The following is a 16,424-nucleotide window of genomic DNA, read 5'->3' on the forward strand; positions in this document are numbered from 1 at the left end:
CTCACCCTAACCCTCTCCCATAGGGAGAGGGGACTGACCGAGTTGTTTTGTCGAGGTACATCGACCTGACACATGGTGTCGAACTCAGGTTCGGGATGTCAGCCTGCAATTGCAGATTAAATCTTTGTCATTTCCAGAGGTGGATCGGCCACCCGGACTTTTCGGCGTGCTCAAGCAGCACCGGGTCCGGGTTGACCACATGCGGAAAGTCCACCTTCAGTAACAGCGGCAAATCATTGCGCGAGTCGGAATAGAAGCTCGCACCCTCCAGGTTTTCTTCTTCAGCATCCAGCCACTCCAGCAAACGGGTGATCTTGCCTTCGCGGTAGGTCAGGGTGCCAACGGTGTGGCCGCTGTACACGCCATGCGCGACTTCCAGTTCGATACCGAGAACTTCATCAATGCCCAGTCGATCGGCAATCGGTTTGACCAGGTGCGTGCCCGACGCCGAGATCACCAGAATCCGGTCGCCGGCCTTGCGGTGAGCGGCGATGGTTTTGGTCGCGTCGCTGAAGATGATCGGTTCGATAAAGTCTTCCACCCACGGCCCGACCAAGTGCTCGACTTCTTCTGGGGTACGCCCGATCAGCGGCTCCAGGCTGAACTCCATGTACTCTTCCATGCGCAATTTGCCATGGCTGTAGGCGTCCATCAGCTCGTTGTTCTTGCGCATGAACGACTCGGGATCGACCCAGCCGAGGCGCCCCATCTGCTCGCTCCAGAGGGTGGCGCAGTCGCCGTGGATCAACGTTTCGTCCAGATCAAAAATTGCCAGGGCCATCAGTTCTCTCCGAGAACAGCTACGAGCTACAAGCTTCGAGCTGCAAGAATTGGAATCAGCTGCGCCGCAGTCTACAACTTGAAGCTTGTAGCTCGAAGCTTGCAGCTGCTTTTAAGCTACTTCACACAGGGCCGTCGGATCGATGGAAAGCGCCAGACGCTGACCGTCGGGATGCAGATCGGCGGCCGAGCGGTTGAGCACATCCACTACCAGTTCCACGCCGCGCGCCTCGATCCGGTAACGGATGACGTTGCCGAGCAGGCTGTGGCTGCGGATCTGCGCATCGAGTTCGCCTTCCAGGCTCAGCTCGATGGCTTCCGGGCGAATGGCGATGCGGTGGTTGATCGGGCGCTGCAACAGCTTTGATGCGTCGTCGGCATCAAGCAGGTTGTAGTTGCCGATGAAGCCGGCGGCGAACACATCGACCGGCGCGGTGTACAAGGTTTCGGCATCGCCGCTTTGTACGATTTTTCCCTGATTCATCAGGAAAATCCGGTCAGACATGGTCAGCGCTTCTTCCTGATCGTGGGTGACGAAAATTGTCGTCAGGCCGAGTTCGCGCTGAATCTGGCGGATCTGTTCACGCAGGTGTTTACGAATCCGTGCATCGAGGGCCGACAGCGGCTCATCCAGCAGCAGCAAGCGCGGGCGGGTCACCAGCGAACGGGCGAGGGCCACACGCTGACATTGGCCGCCGGATAACTGATGTGGGTAGCGGCTGGCGAAGTCGTTCAGTTCAACCAGTTTCAACACTTCGGAAACGCGTTTATGACTGTCATCGGCGTTGACCTTCTGCATGCGCAAACCGAAGGCAACGTTCTGCTCGACGGTCATGTTGGGAAACAGCGCGTAGCTTTGGAACACCATGCCGATCCCGCGTTTCTGCGGGCTCAACGGCACGATATCGACGCCATCGAGCAGGATCTTGCCGCCATCGACCGGGGTCAGCCCGGCGATACAACGCAGCAGAGTCGACTTGCCGCAACCGGACGGGCCGAGGAGGGTGACGAATTCGGCTTTGTTGATTTCGCAGTTGATGTCGCTGAACACCGTGGTGCCCGCGTAGTTTTTCTGCAGGTGTTGGACGCTGACATAGCTCATTCGCTTTTGTCCTTGTTCAAGATGTTGGCGATCCAGGTCAGGACCAGCACGAAAAAGAAGTACGAAATGACCAGCGCACTGGTGAAGTGGCCGCTGCTGTTGCGCATGTTGTTCAGGTAAACCTGCAAGGTTTCGTAGCGCGTGCCGACCAGAATGTTGGCAAAGACGAACTCACCGAAGAGGAACGAAAACGACAGCAGCAACGCGACCATCAAGCCTTTGCGCAGATTCGGCAGCACCACCAGAAACGCCGCCTGAAAGGTGCTGGCACCGAGCAGTTGCGCGGCGTCCATCAGGTCGCGCAGGTTGATCGCTTGCAGGTTGTTGGTGATCGCCCGGTACATGAACGGCAGGGCCACGGTGAAGTAGCAACCGATCAGGATCCACGGTGTACCGACCATGGCCATCGGCCCGGAACCGTAGAGCTGCAACAGACCCACCGACGACACCACCGGCGGCACCGCGAAAGGCAGCAGGATCAGGATGTTCATCAGCGCATCGAGTTTCGGGAAGTGGTAATGCACGACGAACAGCAGCGGCAGGATCAGCACCACCGACAACACCAGCGCGCCGACGCACACCAGCAGCGACTGGCCGAACGCATGAAGGAAACGCGGATCGCTCCACAGCTGGATGTACCACTTGAAGGTGAAACCACTGGGCAGGATGGTCGCCGACCAACTGCTGGCGATCGAATAGACCAGTGTGCCCACGAGTGGCAGCAAGAGGATGGCGAACAGCAGATAAACCACGACGCGGTGGTAGAGGCCGGCCGGGCCGGATTCAGCGCGAGACATGGTAGCTCCTCTTCAACAGCAGTTGATGCACGACGGTGACGATGGTCATCAGCGCCACCAGCACCACGGCCAAAGCGCTGGCCAGATTCGGGTCAAGGGAAATGTCACCGGAGACCATCGCCGCAATCCGGATCGGCAGGACGTTGAAGTTGCCCGTCGTCAACGCGTACACCGTGGCGTAGGCACCGAGGGCGTTGGCCAGCAGGATCACGAATGTACCGAGCAGCGCCGGTGTCAGCACCGGCAAGCCGATATGCCGCCAGAATTGCCAGCCATTGGCGCCAAGCAGTGCGGCAGATTCGCGCCAGTCTTCACGCAAGGCGTCGAAGGCGGGATAGAGCAGCAGCACACCAAGGGGAATCTGGAAGTAGGTGTAGAGGATGATCAGCCCGGTTTTCGAGTACAGGTTGAAATCCTGAATGATCCCCGACTGCTTCAGCATGATCGTGATGCTGCCGTTGAAACCGAGCAGGATGATGAACGCGAAGGCCAAGGGTACGCCGGAAAAATTGCTGGTCATGTTGGCGAAGGCATTCACGAAATTGCGCAGTTTCGAATCGACCCGGCGCAGGGAATACGCACCCAGTACGGCAATGATGATGCCGAACACGCTCGACCAGAAACTGATTTCGAGGCTGTACTGGATCGCCTGCAAATAAAACTTCGAGCTGAAGATCTTGCTGAAGTTGGCCAAGCCCCAGCCGAATTCTTCTGATTGCAGGCTGCTGATCATCACCCAGGTCAGCGGAGCGATTTCGAAGACGATAAAGAACAGCGCGAAGGGCACCACGCACAGGGCTGCCAGCCATTTACCGCGAGTCATTGAGTTCACTTGAGCAACTCCCGGCACACCGGTTTGTCATGGGGCACGCCGAGCAGTTCGCAGACCGTGCCGCAGATTTCGGTCTGCTTCGGTGCGGCGTCAGCGTCGAGGCTGAACGCGTCACCGAGGACAAACAGCGGCACCTGACGCTCTTCCGGCAGCAGGCCGTTGTGCGAGCGATCGTTGTTCATGCCGTGGTCGGCGGTCACCAATACCTGATAGCCAGCGTCGAGCCATTTCTGCAGATAGTCGGCGAGGATGATGTCGGCGAAGCGCGCGCTGTTGCGGTATTGCGAAGAGTCGAGGCCGTGTTTGTGCCCGGCGTCGTCGATGTTCATCGGATGGATCAGCAGGAAATCCGGATCGTGGCGCAGGCGCAGGTTTTCCGCGTCGGCGAACAGGTGCGAATCCGGGTAGTGATCGCTCCAGTAGAAATGCCCGTGCTGGATCGGCAGCGACAGATTGTCGGTGTGCCGGTCGCGCGCGGCTACGAACGGTGAGCGGTTGTACAACTCGCTGACCCAGTGATACGCCGCCGCTGCAGTTTTCAAACCGGCATCGCGGGCGTAGTGATAAATGCTGCGCTGGTTGGACAGGCGCGAAACATTGTTGTGGACGATGCCGCTGTCGATCGGCGGCACGCCGGTGAGGATGCATTCATAGAGGGGGCGGGACAGGGCCGGCAGTTCGCACTCCAGTTGATAGAGCGCGGCGCGTCCTGCGCCAACATAAGCCTGCAGATGCCCCATGGCGTGACGCGCGACTTCATAGTTGAGGCCGTCGAGCACGACAAGGATGACGTTGTGCTTCATAGGGGCAAAAACTCCGCGAAACAGGAAATTTCAGATTCAACCTGGATCCCTTGTAGGAGTGAGCCTGCTCGCGATAGCGGTGATCCAGTCAACATTGTCGTTGAAAGTTTGACCGCTATCGCGAGCAGGCTCACTCCTACATGGAGATTTGTTTCAGATCAAAAAGTGGTGATCAGCCGCTTATTTCATCTCGACGATGACTTCCTCGTTCCACTGCTGTGGCAGGGCTTTGGAGGTCTTTTCCCATGCATCGGCATCTTTGATCGGGGTGACCTTCTTGTACTGCTCGTTCGGCAGCAGTTTGGCTTTCACGTCTTCCGGCAGTTGCAGGTGTTCGGCGCGGATCGGACGCGCATTGCCACGAGCGAGGTTGGTCTGGCCGGCGTCGCTGAAGATGTATTCGCGGGTCAGCTTGGCGGCGTTCGGGTTTTTCGCGTACTTGTTGATGATCGTGGTGTAGCCGGAAATCACCGAACCGTCGGATGGGATCAGCACGACGTAGTCATCCGGGTTGGCCATCTTGGCTTTGTAGCTGAGGCCGTTGAAGTCCCAGACTACGCCGACTTCGATCTCGCCTTTTTCCATGGTGGCGATGGTCGGATTGGCCATCGACAGGCGACCTTGCTTGGCGATATCAGCGAACAGCAGCAGCGCCGGCTTGATGTTTTTCTCGTCGCCACCGTTGGCCAGTGCCGCAGCAAGTACACCGTTGGCCGCTTGTGCAGCGGTGCTCACGTCACCGATGGAGACCTTGTATTTGCCACCCTTGAGATCAGCCCACTTGGTCGGTACTTCGGAGCCGTGCAGCAGCTTTTTGTTGACGATGAACGCGATGGTGCCGGTGTAGGCCAGTGCCCAGTTGCCGTCCTTGTCCTTCGCCCAGTCCGGGACTTGATCCCAGGTGCTTGGCTTGTACGGCTGCACCACACCTTGCTTGACCGCGATCGGGCCGAAGGCGGCACCGACGTCGCCGATGTCGGCGGTGGCATTGTCTTTTTCGGCAGCAAACTTGGCGATTTCCTGGGCCGAGCTCATGTCGGTGTCGATGTGCTTCAAGCCGTAGGTCTTGGCCAGGTCTTCCCAAGTGCCTTTCCAGTTGGCCCAGTCATCGGGCATGCCGACGCTGTTGACGGCGCCTTCCGCTTTCGCAGCGGCTTCGAGGGTTTTCAGATCGGTGCCGGCCGCCATGGCGGAGGTGCACATTGCAATGGTCGAGCCTAACAGTGTTGCCAGGAAAAGCTGTTTCATTCCGAAGCTCCTTGGTCGTGTTCAACGCTGCGATTGCGGTGTGTGTTGGTCTAGGTCAGCAATACCTGAGCCAATTTAGGCGGGCTGGATGACACTTTGATGTCGGCGGCCCTGCGGCAGGTCTTTTGTTTGTTCGGTATCAGCGGTTGCCAGATAAGCGTAGACCATGCCCAAACCCCGGCGGACAAGGGATTTGGCCGATGTATTGCAAGTCATGAGGACGACCGTTCGGTAGTTTTGTCATCTCTCGGTCATCTGCACTGCCTAGGCTTGCAATATCACGCAACGGCTCGATTGCCGTGCGATTTTGCCCTGAAACAGTGCTGGTCTAGTCCAGATAGGTAACGTTGATGCGCGATGAGGCAACAAAAGCGGTGACAGCGATTGGCCAAGTGCTGCAGGAACAACTCGATCACGGGTTGCTGGCGGCGGGCAGCAAGTTGCCGGCCGAGCGCAAGCTCAGTGAGTTGTTCGGTACGACGCGGATTACCGTGCGTGAGGCGTTGTTGCAGCTGGAGGCGCAGGGGCAGATTTATCGCGAGGAGCGACGGGGCTGGTTCGTTTCGCCGCCGCGTCTGGCGTACAACCTGATGCAGCGCAGTCACTTTCACGCAATGGTCAGTGCGCAGGGGCGGGTGCCGTCGACCGAGGTGATTTCGGCACGTTTGCAGCCGGCGTCGGCGGCGGTGTGTGCGTGGTTGCAGTTGCCTGCGTTGTCGAGTGTGATTCAGATTTGCCGGTCACGGCGCATTGATGGGCGGTTGGTGTTGTATGTGGAGCACTATTTGAATCCGCAGTTTTTTCCGGGGATTCTCGAGTTTGATTTGAATCAGTCGATTACCGAGTTGTATGCGCGGCATTACGATTTGCACTATGGGCGGGTGCGGTTTGAGATTGTGCCTACGTCACTGTCTGTGGATGCTGCGGCGGCTTTGCGGGTTTCTGTGGGGAGCCCGGGGTTGCGGATTGCTCGGGTTAATTATGATCAGCATGAGCGGTTGATTGATTGTGATCTGGAGTTTTGGCGGCATGATGCGATTCACGTTGGGGTTGATGTGGTTTGATCGTTTTGGCCTTGGCGGCCTGTGGGCCGACCAGGTTCTTGGGTTTTAGGTGTATATCCGTTGCTTCGGGTGCTGCCGCTGGCGGTTTCGCTCTTACAGCGACTCACTTTTCCAGACGCCGAAAAGTAAGCAAAAGGCTGGGCCCCGGCGTTCGGCCCGCTCGCTGGAGCTCGGGGTTCCTTCGTTACGGGATCGATCCGGGCGCATCGCCTCCGGTTTGCTTCGCTGCACCTCCTCTCGATGTGTTCGACTTCGTCGAACGGTCGCTACGCTCCCACACCCAGATCAATCCCTCCACTCAGCCTGCCGAAGGGGCCAGCACGGCAAGATCAAGAGCGGTACTCGAGCTTGCGCTCATTGTGTTGAGTGGTGAGAAGCCGAAGCGAACTAGGTTGACCGGGTGGGCTCAATCCTTGTGGGAGCTGGCTTGCCAGCGATGGCGGCCTGACAGCCGACCTGTTTCTTGCGGATGTACACAATTCCTTGTAGGAGTGAGCCTGCTCGCGATGGCGGCCTGACAGCCGACCTGTTTCTGACAGGCTGCACGCAATCCAAATGTGGGAGCGAGCCTGCTCGCGAAAGCGCCCCCACAGTCACCTCATCCCTATTTGCCTGCCCCCGCATTGGCATACAAATAATCCGTCGCCAGCGACGCCAATGTCCTCACGCCGACCACCAACGCCGACTCATCCACAAAGAACCCCGGATTGTGATTCGGCGCAGCCTTGCTCATGTCCTGGTCCCTCGGGGTCACGCCGAGAAACACAAACAGCCCCGGCACTTCCTTGGCAAAAAACGAAAAGTCTTCCGCGCCCCCCACCAGCGGTGCATTCACCACATCATCCTTCGCCGCCCACTTCAGCGTCGGCAGCATCTTTTCCGTCAGCGCCGGGTTGTTGATGGTCGGGTCGTATTTTTCGATGATGGTGACATCCGCTTTCGCGCCACCACTCTCGGCGATTTTTTCCACGGTCTGGCGGACGTCGGCATGCAGTTTCTGGCGAATGCCATAGTCGTAGGAGCGGATCGTTCCGGTCATGTCGACGGATTCGGGAATGATGTTGTAGCGCGTGCCGCCGTTGATGGTGCCAATGCTTACGACTGACGGATAGGAAGAGATATCGGTGCGGCGGCTGACCACAGTCTGCAGGCCGACGATGGTTTGTGCGCCGACGGTGATCGGGTCGATGCCGTCCCATGGGCGGCCGGCGTGGGTTTGTTTGCCGAGGATTTTGATGCGCAGGTCGTCGGAGCTGGCGAGGGTGGCGCCGGGGCGGTAGGCGATCTGGCCGGCGGGGACGCCGGCCCAGACGTGCAGGCCGAAGACGGCGTCGGGTTTCGGTGATTTCATCACGCCTTCCTCGACCATCATTTTTGCGCCCCAGGTGTTTTTGCCGTCGGGGATGAAGTCGCTTGGGCCTTCTTCGGCAGGCTGGAAGTAGAACACCACGGTGCCGGGTAATGTGTCGCGCATACCTGAGAGAATTTTCGCCGTGCTGAGCAGGATCGCGGTGTGGGCGTCGTGGCCGCAGGCGTGCATGACGTCGACTTCTTTGTCGAGGTAGGTGCCTTTGGCTTTTGAGGCGAACGGCAGGTCGGCGACTTCCTTGACCGGCAGCGCGTCCATGTCGGCGCGCAAGGCCACGGTCGGGCCGGGCAAGCCACCCTTGAGGATGGCGACCACGCCGGTACGGGCGACGCCGGTTTTCACTTCCAGGCCCATGGCTTTGAGTTGTTTGGCGACCAGCTCGGCGGTGCGTTTTTCCGTGTTGCCGAGCTCCGGATGAGCGTGGATGTCGCGGCGGGTTTCCAGCAGTTCCGGTTCGAGCTTTTGCGCCTGTTCGGCAATTGTGGTGCGGGTGCTTTCCAGCGTCGCGGCGCCGGCGTGGCTGGCGAACAGGCCGAGTAGAACGGCTTGGGCAATGCGCGTCAGTTGCATCGGTTACTCCTTGATTATTGTTGTCGGGCTTCCCTGCCTGTGACTGCAACCGCGCGCCTGAGTGCTATTCCTTCGGCTGACCGCCACCGGCAGTGATCACTTGCACGCTCATGCGCGGCGTTGCCAGATCGAGTCCGGCTTCGTCGAGGTGGCGTTTGAGCGACAGGTTGAAGGCTCGAGAAACTTCCCATTGTTTGATCGGCGCGGTCTTGAACCGCGCGCGCAGGATCGCGCTGCCGGATTCGAAACTTTCGACACCCTGAATTTCCAGTGGTGACCAGATGTTGCGCCGCTGCAATGGATCGGTACGCATCTTCTGGCCGACTTCGCGCATCAGTTTGATCGCGTCATCGATTTCCATGTTGTACGGCACCGCGACGCGGAAGATTGCGTAGCCGAATTCCCGCGAGTAGTTCTTGATGCTTTTGATTTCGCTGAACGGGATGGTGTGGACGATGCCGTCGATGTCGCGCAGGCGTACGGTGCGGATGGTCAGGCCTTCGACGGTGCCGAGGTGGCCGCCGACATCGACGTAGTCATCGATGGCCAGCGAGTCTTCGATGATGATGAACAGGCCGGTGATCAGGTCAGCGACCAGCGACTGCGCACCGAAACCGATGGCCAGACCGATCACACCGGCACCGGCCAGCAGTGGCGTGACGTTCATGCCCATGTTCGCCAGCGCGACGATCAACGCGATGATGAAAATCGCCACGAACAGCACGTTGCGGATCAGCGGCATCATCGTTTGTGCGCGGGCATTCGCCAGGCCTTTGCGAGAACGGGTGAGGGCGTGGTGCACGGCGGTGTCGGCGAGGATCCAGATCAACCAGGAGAAAATCAGCGTGCCGATCAGACTGAACAGTTTGACGCTGACGTCATGCCCTTCACCCTCGGCGAAACCGATCAGCGACTGGCCCCAGACGCGCAGGCCGAGTTCGATAAAGACCAGCCAGACCACCAGGTGTGCGAGGGTGTAGAAGAAGCTTTTCAGACGTTCGGAGTAGAGCGCATGGCGTTTCGGCCCGCGTTGCGGTTTGAGTGAATGACGGCGCACGAGGCCGTTGATCACCATGCACAACACCAGCAATACGGTGCAGATCAGCGACTGGCGCAAGGCGGTGCTGGTGTCGCCGGCGGAAACGAAGGTGGCGAACAGCGAGATACCGACCAGCACCAGCGCCGGCACGTACCAGAAGGTGCCAAGGATTTCGATGGTGTCGCTGAGGGCGCGGCGGGTCAGGCGTCGGGACAGCGGCTGGTTGCGGATCAGATGCGCGATCGGTCGACGGAAACGCAGGATGAACAGACCGGTCGACAATGCCGCGAGGACGTTGGCGATAGTCGCGGCGGTGTGGGCCAGATGCACGCCCAGGCTTTCGATCAGGCGCGGATCATTCAGCGCTTCACCGAACGCGGCGAAGCTGCCGATCAGCCACAGCGGCCGGAACGCCTGATGACGCAGGATGTACAGCGCACGATGGCGGTGCGGGCCATCGAGCAGGGAAAACGCGATCACGCAGATCGCCGAGAAACAGGTGCCGACCACCAGCGCATAGGCCAGCACCATCGCCAGGCTTTTACCCAGTGACGACGGCAGCGCGTAGCTCATGTAAACGGTCATCACCAAAGCAATCAGCCACGGCCCGAGCTTGCGTAATGCAAAGCGCAGCATGTCGAGGGCCTTGGGGTGTTGCGGCAGTTCTTCGGTGAGGCCGAAGCGCATGCGCACCCGATGGCCGAGCCAGATCAGCGCGGCAGCGAGCAGGCTCCACACCGCGAGGATCATGGCGAAGCCGAAGATGATCGGCAGCCACTCGTTGGCCGGCAGCATCATCGCGCTCAGTTCGTCCTTGGCCAGATCGAACTCACTGCCCCAGCGGTTGAGCGGACTGTCGGCGCCGGTGAATTGTTTTTCGAAATTGGCGAGGGTCCCGCCGATCAGGCCGAGCACGCCTTCTTCGGGGCTGGCCTGAGCCTTTTTGGTGGCGTCGCGCAGCTTCTTCAGGTCGGTCAGCAACTGTGCGCGTTGCTTGTCGTTTTCCAGCGACTTGATGACTTCGTCGAGGGACTGGCCGAGCGGTTCCTGAGCTTCGGGCTGCGCTTTGTTGGTGTTGAGCAGACCAGGCAAACCGACCGCGTGGGCGGGCGCCAGCGGCAGCAGCGTCATCAGGCAGACGAGAAACAGACTGGGCAAAGCAAAAAGACGAGCGAACACTAGGCGGTCAACCTCGCAAGGGGCGGATTCGCTGGAGTGTACGAGGCCCACTAAAGCAATGCGAGCCGGGCGCGGATTTATTCGTTGAGTTTGGCGAGGATCTTGTAGACCACGGTGGCGAGGATCGTGAGCATGCCGATCCACATGGCGAACACGCCGGCGTTCTTGTCACGGAAGTTGAAGCCGATGGCCAGCAGGATCATCCCGGTGAGGATCGGCACGAGCATGGCGTGAAAGGAAGACATCGTGATCATGGAGACTGCCTTGTCGAAATGAGTGATGTAAGTCTAGGTCGATTTCTGCCGACCGGTGTTGATCTGAGTAGGAGCTGCCGAAGGCTGCGATCTTTTGATCTTAAAAACAGAATCAAAAGATCGCAGCCTTCGGCAGCTCCTACAGGGACCTGGTGGTCCCGCGTTGTTACGGCAACTCGCGGCAGGCGTAGAACGCGCTCAGCACTTTGACCAGATGCGCCAGGTCGTGGCTGCCGCACAGTTCGCGGATCGAGTGCATGGCGAAAGTCGGCAGGCCGATATCGACAGTACGCACACCGAGGTGGCTGGCGGTGATCGGGCCGATGGTCGAGCCACAGCCCATATCGCTGCGCACCACGAAACTTTGCACTGGCACTTCTTCGGCCATGCACAGATGGCGGAAGAACCCAGCGGTTTCGCTGTTGGTGGCGTAGCGCTGGTTGCTGTTGACCTTGATCACCGGGCCGGCATTGAGTTTCGGGCCGTGGTTGGCGTCGTGCTTTTCTGCGTAGTTGGGGTGCACGCCGTGGGCGTTGTCGGCCGAGACCAGCAGGGATTTCTGGATGGTGCGGACGAATTCGTCACCTTCCGGCAGCAGACGGCGCAAGGTCTGTTCGAGCATCGGGCCATCGGCGCCGCAGGCCGAGCAGGAGCCGACTTCTTCGTGGTCGTTGCACACCAGCACGCAGGTTTCGTCGGTTTCGGCGGTGAGCAAGGCTTGCAGGCCGGCGTAGCACGACAACAGGTTGTCGAGGCGCGCGCCAGCGATGAAGTCACCGTTCAGGCCAATCACAGCAGCGCTTTGCGTGTCGTAGAAACTCAACTCGTAATCGAGCACGACGTCGGCGTTCAAGCCGTGTTCGCGGGCCAGTTGATCGGTGAGCACGGCGCGGAAGTCGACGCGCTCGTCACCGGCAAATTGCGCGAGGATTGGCGGCAGTTCGGTCTGCGCATTGATCGCCCAGCCTTGATTGGCTTCACGGTTGAGGTGAATGGCCAGGTTGGGAATGATGGCGATCGGTGCCTTGAAGTCGATCAACTGGCTTTCGACCTTGCCGTCGCGGCGGAAAGTCACGCGGCCGGCCAGCGACAGATCACGGTCGAACCACGGTGCCAGGAGGGCACCGCCGTAGACTTCAACGCCCAGTTGCCAGAAGCCCTGACGCTGCAGTTCCGGCTGTGGTTTGACCCGCAGGCACGGGCTGTCGGTGTGCGCGCCGACCAGGCGGATTCCGCCGTGCAGGGGTGAGGTGCGGCCCATTTTGATCGCGACGATCGAGGAGTCGTTACGGGTGACGTAATAGCGGCCGTTCGGCTCGGTGGTCCATGGCTCGCGCTCGTCGAGGCGCACGAAACCGGCGGCCTCCAGACGCTGCACCAGACTGGCGGTGGCGTGGAACGGGGTAGGGGAGGCCTTGAGAAAGTCGATCAGGCCTTGGTTCAACTCTTCGCGCATAAGAAACTCCAGACAGCAATGGGCGGGAGTTTAACGCATCGGCCGGGGAATTGAATCTGCACCGGATCCCCTGTGGGAGCGAGCCTGCTCGCGAAAGCGATTGATCAGTCAACATCAATGCTGAATGTGATACCGCTTTCGCGAGCAGGCTCGCTCCCACAGGGGGGCAGTGTGGTCTGTCAGAATGGGGCCGGGCACTCGAAGCGCAGGCGTTCGCCGGTTTGCGGATGGGTGAAGCTGAGCATGCTCGCGTGCAGGCACAGGCGTGGCCATGCTGCCAGCGCCTGTTCGTGGGCGTAGAGCCCGTCGCCGAGCAGCGGATGCCCGATCGACAGCATGTGCACGCGCAACTGGTGCGAACGACCAGTGATCGGTGTCAGCTCAACGCGACACCAGTCGCCACAACGCTCCAGCACGCGCCAGAAGGTCAGCGCGTGTTTGCCGAATTCATGGTCGACCATGTGGCGTGGTTTGGTCGGCGGGTCGTAACGCAGCGGTAAATCGATGCTGCCGCTGTCCAGTTCCGGCTGACCCCAGGCCAACGCGGTGTAGGCCTTTTCGGTTTCGCGGTCGTGAAACTGCCGCGACAGTTCGCGGTGCGTGTCGGCGTCACGTGCAAGCAAAATGATGCCGGAGGTTTCCCAGTCCAGACGATGGACGATGCGCGCTTCCGGGTAGCCGTTTTCCTGCAAACGGGTAATCAGGCAGTCCTTGTTGTCGTCAGCGCGACCGGGCACCGAGAGCAGCAGCGTCGGTTTGTCGACCACCAGCACGGCGGCGTCCTGATGGATGATGCGGATGTTGGACAGCGGCATTAAAACAGCCTCGTAACAAATGCCAACGGCGGTTCAGGATCATTCCAACGAGGGAATGACCCTGAACCGCCGTCGTACCTGCCGGATCGACTCAGCGATCAGGCAGGGTGATGTTGAGTTCCAGAATCGAGCAACTGCCTTGGCTTTCCAGTGCAACATGTACGTCGTCGTTGCCGATGTTGACGTACTTGCGGATCACGTCGACCAGTTCCTTCTGCAAGGCAGGCAAGTAATCCGGCGTGCTGCGCTGGCCGCGCTCATGCGCCACGATGATCTGTAGACGCTCTTTCGCTACCGAGGCGGTACTTGGCTTTTTGTTGGCACGAAAGAAGTCAAAAAGGTTCATTACCTACCTCCAAACAGGCGCTCGAAGAATCCCTTCTTCTCGACATCGAGGAAACGGTGGGCTTTTTCTTTGCCCAGCAAACGGTCGACGGTATCGCTGTAAGCCTGACCGGCATCGCTCTGGTCGTCGAGAATCACCGGGACGCCCTGGTTGGAGGCTTTAAGCACCGCCTGGGATTCCGGGATCACGCCGAGCAGGGTGACCGAGAGGATTTCCTTGACGTCTTCAACGCCAAGCATCTCGCCCTTTTCAACACGCTCTGGATGGTAGCGAGTGATCAGCAAGTGTTCCTTGATCGGGTCTTCGCCACGTTCGGCGCGACGCGATTTGCTCGCCAGCAGGCCGAGCATGCGGTCCGAATCTCGTACCGAAGACACTTCCGGGTTGGTCACGACGATCGCTTCGTCAGCGAAGTACATGGCCAGGTGTGCACCTTTCTCGATGCCGGCCGGGGAGTCGCAGACGACGAACTCGAATTGTTCCTTGAGCTCCATCAGCACTTTTTCCACGCCTTCGACAGTCAGCGCGTCTTTGTCGCGGGTCTGACTGGCGGCCAGTACGTAGAGGTTTTCCAGACGCTTGTCTTTGATCAATGCCTGTTGCAGGTTGGCTTCGCCGTTGACCACGTTGACGAAGTCATACACCACGCGGCGCTCGCAACCCATGATCAGGTCAAGGTTACGCAAGCCCACGTCGAAGTCGACGATCACTGTTTTGTGGCCGCGCAGAGCGAGGCCGGTACCGATAGCGGCGCTGGTGGTGGTCTTACCCACACCACCCTTGCCGGATGTAACCACGAGAATCTTGGCCAAGGTGTTTCACCCCTAAGGAAGAAGGACTTTTTAGCCCCTGAAAAACATCTCTTGAAAACTACTGCAGTCGGACAGCCTTGGCTGGAATTCGGCGTTGAGCCTTTTTCCTACTTCGTTTGAGCCGTTTTCGCTACGTTTTAGAGATGCTTGGAAAATGCGGCAGTATCCGTTAAAGCCGAATGATGTTCAACACGTCGCCCGACAGGCTGACCTGTACGCCTGAGCCCCACATAGGGTCGCGGCGCAAATCTTCGGAAACCTTGTAATGACCGGCGATGGAGATCAGTTCAGCGCTCAATTGCTGACAGAAAATCCGTGCCTTGGTATCACCCTTCACGCCGGCCAGCGCCCGACCGCGCATCGGGCCGTATACATGGATGTTGCCATCGGCGAGAAGTTCCGCCCCCGGACTGACCGAAGACACCACGACCAGATCGCCACCCTGGGCGTATATCTGTTGGCCACCACGTACTGGCGTGGTGATGACACGGGTCGGTTTGACGGTGGGCTCAGGTGGCTTTTCCGGCTTCTTTTTGACTTCGGCTTCCGGCGTTTCCAGCGGTCGCTCACGGGCGCCCGACGGCGGCAACACCGGAATGTCGATGGCGATGGCGGCGGCGATGTCTTCGATGCGGCTGGCGCGAATCGCCAGGGTGCGCAGGCCATGTTGACGGCAGACGCGCATCAGCCCCGGCAGATCGACGGCACCTTCGCTCGGCGGCAGTTTGTCCAGCGCCAGAACCAGCGGCGCGTTGCTGAAGAAGTTCGGCGCCTGGGCGACTTTGGCGGCCAATTGCCGATCGAGGCTTTCGAGGTCGTTACGGGCCAGTTCCAGCACAGTAATGGCCAGCATGCTGCCCTTGAGCTGGAATACGGGATCTTGGTCTAACGGTTCGGTTTGGCTCATGTCGGCATACAACGGCTTGTCACTAAAAGTGCCGAGACTTATAACGAGAACGCCCGCGGGCCGCAAGCCGGGTCGAACGATGTAGAATGCGCGGCCACTGTATTTACGGAAGCTTTAATGGATCGCCCGCGTTTTCGAAAAGCATTTTTATCGCCACGCTTCTGGCCGCTCTGGTGCGGTCTGGGGCTTCTGTGGCTGATCGTTCAGTTGCCGTACCCGGCCTTGCTGACCATCGGTCGAGTTTTGGGCGCCTTGATGTATCGCGTGGCCGGCGACCGGCGGCGCATTGCCAAGCGCAATCTTGAGCTGTGCTTCCCGGAAAAATCCGCCGCCGAGCGCAAACGTCTGCTCAAAGAAAACTTCGCCTCCACCGGCATCGCCTTTTTTGAAATGGCCATGAGCTGGTGGTGGTCGCGTGAACGTCTGGCCAAGCTGGCCCACGTTGAAGGCCTGGAGCATTTGCAAAAGGCCCGGCGCGAAGGCAAAGGCGTGATTCTGATGGCGGCGCATTTCACCACGCTGGAAATCGGCGCGGCGTTGCTCGGTCAGCAGCACACCATCGACGGCATGTACCGCGAACACAAAAATCCGCTGTTCGACTTCGTTCAACGCCAGGGCCGTGAGCGGCACAACCTTGACTCGCTGGCGGTGGAGCGTGACGACGTGCGTGGCATGCTCAAGTTGCTGCGTTCCGGTCGTGCGATCTGGTACGCACCGGATCAGGATTATGGCGCCAAGCAGAGCATCTTTGTGCCGTTGTTCGGCATTCAGGCGGCGACCGTGACGGCGACGACCAAATTCGCCCGTCTCGGCAAGGCGTTGGTGGTGCCGTTTACCCAAGAACGTCTGGCCGACGGCAGCGGTTATCGCTTGGTGATTCACCCGCCGCTGGAAGATTTCCCCGGCGAAACCGAAGAGGCCGACTGCATCCGCATCAATCAGTGGGTCGAGAGCGCCTTGCGTGCCTGCCCCGAGCAGTATCTGTGGGCGCACCGTCGCTTCAAGAGTCGCCCACCGGGCGAGCCGAAGCTGTACGCCAAACGCGGTTGAT

The 16,424-nt window shown here is 59.5% G+C and carries 16 protein-coding genes; 2 read left to right on the forward strand and 14 right to left on the reverse strand.

The window, feature by feature from the left end:
- Positions 1 to 127: 127 nt before the first annotated feature.
- The 6 genes from U6037_RS08530 to U6037_RS08555 form a co-directional block, all read right to left on the reverse strand.
- Positions 128 to 781, reverse strand: coding sequence for an HAD family hydrolase (locus tag U6037_RS08530; protein WP_322846424.1), 654 nt, complete (start codon positions 779 to 781; stop codon positions 128 to 130).
- 111 nt (positions 782 to 892) lie between these two features.
- Positions 893 to 1,882, reverse strand: coding sequence for an ABC transporter ATP-binding protein (locus U6037_RS08535; protein ID WP_322846425.1), 990 nt, complete (start codon positions 1,880 to 1,882; stop codon positions 893 to 895).
- Positions 1,879 to 2,679: an ABC transporter permease gene (locus U6037_RS08540; protein WP_007916333.1), complete on the reverse strand. Its 801-nt coding sequence runs from the start codon at positions 2,677 to 2,679 to the stop codon at positions 1,879 to 1,881. Before U6037_RS08540 ends, U6037_RS08535 begins: the two co-directional genes overlap by 4 nt.
- Positions 2,666 to 3,502, reverse strand: a complete 837-nt coding sequence (locus U6037_RS08545) for an ABC transporter permease (protein ID WP_410479219.1) — start codon at positions 3,500 to 3,502, stop codon at positions 2,666 to 2,668. The genes U6037_RS08540 and U6037_RS08545 overlap by 14 nt, the downstream gene beginning before the upstream one ends.
- Before the next feature lie 5 nt (positions 3,503 to 3,507).
- On the reverse strand, positions 3,508 to 4,314 hold the full coding sequence (locus U6037_RS08550) for an alkaline phosphatase family protein (protein WP_322846426.1): 807 nt from the start codon (positions 4,312 to 4,314) through the stop codon (positions 3,508 to 3,510).
- A 180-nt stretch (positions 4,315 to 4,494) separates the two neighbouring features.
- On the reverse strand, positions 4,495 to 5,562 hold the full coding sequence (locus tag U6037_RS08555; RefSeq protein ID WP_007916337.1) for an ABC transporter substrate-binding protein: 1,068 nt from the start codon (positions 5,560 to 5,562) through the stop codon (positions 4,495 to 4,497).
- Positions 5,563 to 5,912: 350 nt separating this feature from the next.
- Between U6037_RS08555 and U6037_RS08560 the strand changes: the two genes are divergently transcribed.
- Positions 5,913 to 6,626, forward strand: a complete 714-nt coding sequence (locus U6037_RS08560) for a UTRA domain-containing protein (RefSeq protein ID WP_064121017.1) — start codon at positions 5,913 to 5,915, stop codon at positions 6,624 to 6,626.
- Positions 6,627 to 7,230: 604 nt separating this feature from the next.
- Here the strand turns inward: U6037_RS08560 and U6037_RS08565 are convergent.
- The 8 genes from U6037_RS08565 to minC form a co-directional block, all read right to left on the reverse strand.
- On the reverse strand, positions 7,231 to 8,565 hold the full coding sequence (locus U6037_RS08565; RefSeq protein ID WP_322846427.1) for an amidohydrolase: 1,335 nt from the start codon (positions 8,563 to 8,565) through the stop codon (positions 7,231 to 7,233).
- Positions 8,566 to 8,629: 64 nt separating this feature from the next.
- Positions 8,630 to 10,783 carry a mechanosensitive ion channel family protein gene (locus U6037_RS08570; RefSeq protein WP_322846428.1) on the reverse strand — a complete coding sequence of 718 codons (2,154 nt, stop codon included), beginning with the start codon at positions 10,781 to 10,783 and terminating at the stop codon, positions 8,630 to 8,632.
- 77 nt (positions 10,784 to 10,860) lie between these two features.
- Positions 10,861 to 11,037 (reverse strand): hypothetical protein, encoded by a 177-nt coding sequence (locus U6037_RS08575; protein ID WP_322846429.1) that lies wholly within the window; start codon positions 11,035 to 11,037, stop codon positions 10,861 to 10,863.
- Positions 11,038 to 11,203: 166 nt separating this feature from the next.
- Entirely contained in the window at positions 11,204 to 12,493 is a 1,290-nt protein-coding gene (locus U6037_RS08580) for a M18 family aminopeptidase (protein WP_007919200.1), read from the reverse strand.
- A 179-nt stretch (positions 12,494 to 12,672) separates the two neighbouring features.
- A complete protein-coding gene (locus U6037_RS08585; RefSeq protein WP_322846430.1) occupies positions 12,673 to 13,308 on the reverse strand; it encodes an RluA family pseudouridine synthase in 636 nt (211 codons plus the stop codon).
- A gap of 91 nt (positions 13,309 to 13,399) precedes the next feature.
- Positions 13,400 to 13,654 (reverse strand): cell division topological specificity factor MinE, encoded by a 255-nt coding sequence (gene minE / locus U6037_RS08590; protein WP_003223146.1) that lies wholly within the window; start codon positions 13,652 to 13,654, stop codon positions 13,400 to 13,402.
- Positions 13,654 to 14,466, reverse strand: a complete 813-nt coding sequence (gene minD / locus U6037_RS08595; protein ID WP_007913953.1) for a septum site-determining protein MinD — start codon at positions 14,464 to 14,466, stop codon at positions 13,654 to 13,656. Before minD ends, minE begins: the two co-directional genes overlap by 1 nt.
- A gap of 169 nt (positions 14,467 to 14,635) precedes the next feature.
- The gene (minC, locus tag U6037_RS08600; RefSeq protein WP_026000431.1) at positions 14,636 to 15,373 is read right to left on the reverse strand and encodes a septum site-determining protein MinC; all 738 of its coding nucleotides are present in this window, start codon (positions 15,371 to 15,373) and stop codon (positions 14,636 to 14,638) included.
- Between the two features lie 117 nt (positions 15,374 to 15,490).
- On the opposite strand from minC, the gene U6037_RS08605 reads away from it, so the two are divergent.
- The gene (locus U6037_RS08605; protein WP_322846431.1) at positions 15,491 to 16,423 is read left to right on the forward strand and encodes a lipid A biosynthesis lauroyl acyltransferase; all 933 of its coding nucleotides are present in this window, start codon (positions 15,491 to 15,493) and stop codon (positions 16,421 to 16,423) included.
- Position 16,424: the final 1 nt, after the last annotated feature.

The sequence above is a fragment of the Pseudomonas sp. B33.4 genome (assembly GCF_034555375.1).
Taxonomy (GTDB): Bacteria; Pseudomonadota; Gammaproteobacteria; order Pseudomonadales; family Pseudomonadaceae; genus Aquipseudomonas.

Excerpts from the sequence above, each read along its gene's own strand:
- U6037_RS08550 (WP_322846426.1), bottom strand. The coding sequence starts at position 4,314 with ATGAAGCACAACGTCATCCTTGTCGTGCTCGACGGCCTCAACTATGAA.
- U6037_RS08530 (WP_322846424.1), bottom strand. The coding sequence starts at position 781 with ATGGCCCTGGCAATTTTTGATCTGGACGAAACGTTGATCCACGGCGAC.
- minE (WP_003223146.1), bottom strand. The coding sequence starts at position 13,654 with ATGAACCTTTTTGACTTCTTTCGTGCCAACAAAAAGCCAAGTACCGCC.
- U6037_RS08545 (WP_410479219.1), bottom strand. The coding sequence starts at position 3,502 with ATGACTCGCGGTAAATGGCTGGCAGCCCTGTGCGTGGTGCCCTTCGCG.
- U6037_RS08575 (WP_322846429.1), bottom strand. The coding sequence starts at position 11,037 with ATGATCACGATGTCTTCCTTTCACGCCATGCTCGTGCCGATCCTCACC.
- U6037_RS08560 (WP_064121017.1), top strand. The coding sequence starts at position 5,913 with ATGCGCGATGAGGCAACAAAAGCGGTGACAGCGATTGGCCAAGTGCTG.
- U6037_RS08535 (WP_322846425.1), bottom strand. The coding sequence starts at position 1,882 with ATGAGCTATGTCAGCGTCCAACACCTGCAGAAAAACTACGCGGGCACC.
- U6037_RS08565 (WP_322846427.1), bottom strand. The coding sequence starts at position 8,565 with ATGCAACTGACGCGCATTGCCCAAGCCGTTCTACTCGGCCTGTTCGCC.
- U6037_RS08555 (WP_007916337.1), bottom strand. The coding sequence starts at position 5,562 with ATGAAACAGCTTTTCCTGGCAACACTGTTAGGCTCGACCATTGCAATG.
- U6037_RS08580 (WP_007919200.1), bottom strand. The coding sequence starts at position 12,493 with ATGCGCGAAGAGTTGAACCAAGGCCTGATCGACTTTCTCAAGGCCTCC.
- minC (WP_026000431.1), bottom strand. The coding sequence starts at position 15,373 with ATGAGCCAAACCGAACCGTTAGACCAAGATCCCGTATTCCAGCTCAAG.
- U6037_RS08540 (WP_007916333.1), bottom strand. The coding sequence starts at position 2,679 with ATGTCTCGCGCTGAATCCGGCCCGGCCGGCCTCTACCACCGCGTCGTG.
- U6037_RS08585 (WP_322846430.1), bottom strand. The coding sequence starts at position 13,308 with ATGCCGCTGTCCAACATCCGCATCATCCATCAGGACGCCGCCGTGCTG.
- U6037_RS08605 (WP_322846431.1), top strand. The coding sequence starts at position 15,491 with ATGGATCGCCCGCGTTTTCGAAAAGCATTTTTATCGCCACGCTTCTGG.